Annotated in this window: 3 protein-coding genes; 1 reads left to right on the forward strand and 2 read right to left on the reverse strand. The window is 70.7% G+C overall.

The genetic code is table 11. From position 1 onward, the window contains the following. On the reverse strand, positions 1–1605 hold a 1605-nt coding region (locus tag VFB40_RS13225; protein WP_324850427.1), incomplete at its 3' end, for a phosphocholine-specific phospholipase C. A 190-nt stretch (positions 1606–1795) separates the two neighbouring features. Between VFB40_RS13225 and VFB40_RS13230 the strand changes: the two genes are divergently transcribed. Beyond that, on the forward strand, positions 1796–2845 hold the full coding sequence (locus tag VFB40_RS13230; RefSeq protein WP_324850429.1) for a LacI family DNA-binding transcriptional regulator: 1050 nt from the start codon (positions 1796–1798) through the stop codon (positions 2843–2845). A gap of 656 nt (positions 2846–3501) precedes the next feature. Here the strand turns inward: VFB40_RS13230 and VFB40_RS13235 are convergent. Next, positions 3502–4554, reverse strand: coding sequence for a LacI family DNA-binding transcriptional regulator (locus VFB40_RS13235; protein ID WP_324850431.1), 1053 nt, complete (start codon positions 4552–4554; stop codon positions 3502–3504). Positions 4555–4638 lie beyond the last annotated feature (84 nt).

The following is a 4638-nucleotide window of genomic DNA, read 5'->3' on the forward strand; positions in this document are numbered from 1 at the left end:
CAGCGTCAGCCGCGTGCCGCCTGCACCGAGCCGGGCGTTCGCCGTGGGCTGATACGGCAGCGCGCGGGCCGGACGGGTGCCAGGGTCCTGCCTCGGCATGCTCTGCGCGCCCGGCACCGGAGGCATCGGAGCCGGCAGGCCCGGCTGTGTCTGGTCGGCTAGCTTACGCAGCATCGAGGTGTCGGGCAGCACCGGAAGCGTCAAGTTTCTGCGACCGAAGTCGAAAGCTCCGGTCAAGTCCGAGCACACCGCGCGCCGCCAGGCCGAGATGTTCGGCTCGCGCACGCCGGTCCAGCACTCCAGGAACCGCAGCACCGAGGTGTGGTCCGCCACCGCCGAGTCCACCCAGCCGCCGCGCGACCACGGCGAGATCAGGGTGAGCGGCACGCGCGGGCCGAGGCCGATCGGCAGCCCGCCGACGAACTCGCCGGGGGTTCCGGCCGGCGCGGCAGCCGGGACCACGTGGTCGAAGAAGCCGTCGTTCTCGTCGTAGGTGATCAGCACGACCGTGTTGCGCCACAGCTTCGGGTCGGACCAGATCGCCTCAAGCAGCGTCTGCGTGTACGCGGCGCCGTCGACCGGGCGCGCCGCCGGGTGCTCGCAGTACCCGTACGGAGCGACGACCCACGAGACGGCCGGGAGCGTGCCCGCCTTGGCGTCCGCGATGAAGTCCGACAGCACGTGCTTGGTGCTCTTGCCCTGACCGGAATCCGGCTGCCAGGCCTCGAAGACGCCGGCGCGCTCGGCGAGCTGCCGGACCTTCGGGTCCGAGGAGGCCAGCGCGTCGTGGTAGGCGTGGAACAGCCACAGCGGGTTGTCGCCGTAGTCGCCGACGAATGGGTGCCCGGACGGGTCGTCGCCGACCTCGTTGTTCGCGTAGACCCGCCACGAGATCCCGGCCGCCTGAAGCCGCTCGGGGTACGTCGTCCAGCTCAGTACCGGTAGATAGTCGTCGGGGTTGTAGATGATCGGGCCGCCGGCGATGCCATCGGGGTCGATCGTGCCGGTCCACAGGTACAGGCGGTTCGGCGTCGTCGGGCCCTGAATCGAGCAGTGGTAGGCGTCGCTGATGGTGAACGCGTCGGCGAGCGCGCGGTGGAACGGGATGTCCGTCTTAGTGAAGTAGCCCATCGTCATCTGCGACTTCGCGGCGATCCACTGGTCGTACCGCCCGCCGTCGTAGGCCGCGTGGGTGCCGCTCCAGCTGTGGTCGAGGTCGCCGAGATCCTGGCCGTCCACCTTCCGCGTGTCCACGTGGAAGGGCAGCAGGTAGCCGCCGTCGGTGCGTGCGGCGGCAGGCTGGTGGAACACGTCGCGACCGGACGGCAGTCGCAGGGCGGCGCGATCGCCGAAGCCGCGCACGCCGCTCATCGTGCCGTAGTAGTGGTCGAAGGAGCGGTTCTCCTGCATCAGGATCACGACGTGCTCGATCTCGTCGAGCGAACCGCGCCCGGCCGGCTCGGCGAGCGCTTCGGCCATCGCGGGGGCGAGCAGCGGCAGCGCCCCGGCCGCGGCGGTCCCGGCGGCGGTGCCGAGGAAGCGGCGCCGGGACAGTGGGGATACGGGCTGGGGGGAGTCGGTCGCGGGGCGGCGTGAATCGGGCATGAGTGGGCTCCTGTGACCAGTGGTGCGGATATCCACCGCACACCAAATCGACGGTCCGTGGCCTACAGGTGTCGCCGCCGGTAATGCCCGGCGAAGAGCGGCTGACGGTACCTGCAGTGCGCTGCAAATCGTTGACAACCGCAACGGAACACTTGCAGCTACTTGCAATGCGGTGCGCTATTCTTGCGGCATGTCGCGAAGGCTTGCGGAAGTGGCGAAGAAGGCCGGGGTCAGCGAGGCCACGGTCAGCCGGGTCTTGAACGGCAAGCCCGGGGTGGCCGAGGGGACCCGCGCCGCCATCCTGACGGCGCTGGACGTGCTCGGCTATGAGCGGCCGACGCAGCTGCGCGGCGAGCGGGCGCGGCTGATCGGGCTGGTGCTGCCGGAGCTGCAGAACCCGATCTTCCCGGCGCTGGCCGAGGTGGTCGGCGGGGCACTGGCGCAGCGCGGCTTCACGCCGGTGCTGTGCACGCGCACCGCCGGCGGGCTGTCCGAGGCGGACTACGTCGAGATGCTGCTGGAGCAGCAGGTGTCAGGCGTCGTATTCGCCGGAGGCCACTACGCGGAGGCGGACGCGCCGCACCAGCACTACCTCAAGCTGCTGGAGCTGCGGCTGCCCGTGGTCCTCGTGAACGCGGCGGCCGAGCACCTCGACTTCCCGCGGGTCTCCACGGACGACGCGGTCGCCGTCGAGCAGGCGTTCGGCCACCTCGCGGCGCTCGGCCACGAGCGCATCGGCCTGATCCTCGGCCCGGCCGACCACATGCCCTCGCGCCGCAAGCAGGCGGCGTTCGAGACGGCGGCGGCGAAGAGCGGCCTGGCGTTCGAAGCCGACTGGATCGAGCGCGCCATGTTCTCCCTGGAAGGCGGTCAGGCGGCGGCGTCGCGGCTGATCGCCCGCGGCATCACCGGCATCGTCTGCGGCAGCGACCTGATCGCCCTCGGCGCGGTCCGCGCGGCGCGGCGGGCAGGACTGCGCGTCCCCGACCAGATCTCGGTGGTCGGCTACGACGACTCGTCGCTGATGAGCTGCACCGACCCGCCCCTGAGCACCGTGCGCCAGCCGATCGAGGCGATGGGCCGCGCCGCCGTCGCGATGCTCGTCGGCCAGATCGAGGGCGCGACCGTCACCGCGGACGAGCTGCTGTTCGAACCCGAACTCGTCGTGCGCGGATCCACCGGCCCGGCCCCGGTGCAGGCTGCGGCGGCCGGCTCGTCATCGGCGGCGGCCCGCGGCTGACGGCGGTGCGTGCCTGGTCAGCTCGAGCCGTCTTGGGCTGAGTTCTGGCTGAGCAGCTCCGTGCCGTGCTCTTGGAAGAGCTCCCGCATCGCCTGAGGGCTACGGGGTTCGTCATCGTCCTGTGATCGCCGAGCAGACCCGGTCCGAACGGCGCTCGGCTGATCCGGCGGACGATCGCTGCCGGCCCGTGGGTTGCCCGGGCGCCGCCGGGCCGCGAAGGGACCGACGGCGCGCGCACACTGCTCCGCCTTGCGATGTACGCGCGCCGCCAGACTTACTTCGCGGAGTGATTTAACTCGTGGGCAGCTTTCGCGTCAAGAGCGTCGCGCGAATGTAACCGGTTCCGTAACCGGTTGCGCGAAGCGCTGGGGCGGTGCCCTCGCTTTCGCAGCAGCTCAGCTGCGTAAGCGGCCCGCAGCATTCATTCACTGATCGTCTCGAGTCGTCCCGGCCCGCGAGAGATCGAGCGCGAACGTTGACAGAACCGGTCCGCGGCGGAAACATTTGCTGGCGGAGAGCGCTCTCCAATGTGACGCGACGGCAGGTCCGTCCGCCGCCGTGCGCTTTCCGAGCCCGTCCGGCTGGAGGCTCCGATGAGAGACGGCAAGGCACTCGCACCACCGCCCGGCCGCGCGCCTCGGCCGTTTCCGTTCCCGCTAGGCGGACTCGCGCACGACCAGCGTCGGCTCGAAGATCACCGAGGTCGGCTTGCTCTCCGGGTCGTCGATGCGGGCCAAAAGCAGCCGCGCCATCTGCGCCGCCATGTCCTCCAGCGGCTGGCGGATCGTGGTGAGCGGCGGGCGGCTCATCTGCGCGGCGTTGCTGTCGTCGAACCCGACGACCGCCACGTCCTCGGGCACCCTTCGCCCCGCGTCGTGCAAGGCCAGGACGGCGCCCAGCGCCATCAGGTCGTTGGCGACGAAGACGCCGTCGATGTCAGGGTGCTCCTCCAGCAGTTGGAGCATCGCCCGCTCGCCGGTCTCCTGGGTGAAGTTGCCCTCGACCGACGGGACGTACGCGTGGCCGTGCCGGGCCATCGTGTCCCGGAAGCCGGCGAGACGGTCCTGGCTGGCCGGCATGTCCAGCGGCCCGGAAATGGTCGCGACCCGCCGGCACCCGCGCTCGATCAGGCGCTCCGCGGCCAGCTTCGCCCCCGCGCTCTGCGCCGCGTCGACATAGCTGATCGGCAGCGGCTTGACCGGGCGCTGGGAGAGCACCGCCGGCAGCCCGGCGTCCGTGAGCAGGCCCGGCAGCGGGTCGTCCACGTTCGAGGAGATCAGGATGACGCCGTCCACGTGCCCCTGCTTGAGGTAGCCGATCAGCTGCGTGCGCGCGGCGTCGTTCTCCGCCAGCATCAGCACCATCGTGACCCCGCGCGGCCGTAGCACGCCCATGATTCCGCTGACAAGACGCCCGAAGAAGGGGTCGGTGAAGATGCGGCCGAGGAACGGGTCGTCGAAGGTGCGGTGCTCGGCCTCGGAGACCACCAGCGCCACCGAGTTCGTCCGCCGCGTCACCAGCGACCTGGCCGCCTGGTTCGGCACGTAGCCCGTCTGCTCCACCGCCGCGCGGACGATCTCCTGGAGCTGGGGATCGACGTTGCGGATGCCGTTGATCACCCGGGACACCGTCGCCCGGGAGACCCCGGCGACCTTCGCGACATGCTCCAGCGTGGGCGTGGCGCCGGGAGCGTGGCGGTCTTTGCTCATGCGGATATTTTTGCACACCGAACCGGAGAGCGCTCTCCAGTTTGGGCTTGTCACACAGCCTCCACCACCCACCTTTGTCAGGAG

The sequence above is a fragment of the Actinocrinis sp. genome, from assembly GCF_035650855.1.
Classification (GTDB): domain Bacteria; phylum Actinomycetota; class Actinomycetes; order Streptomycetales; family Catenulisporaceae; genus Actinocrinis.

Coding starts and splice junctions, on each gene's coding strand:
- VFB40_RS13230 (WP_324850429.1), top strand. CDS start 1,796: ATGTCGCGAAGGCTTGCGGAAGTGGCGAAGAAGGCCGGGGTCAGCGAG.
- VFB40_RS13235 (WP_324850431.1), bottom strand. CDS start 4,554: ATGAGCAAAGACCGCCACGCTCCCGGCGCCACGCCCACGCTGGAGCAT.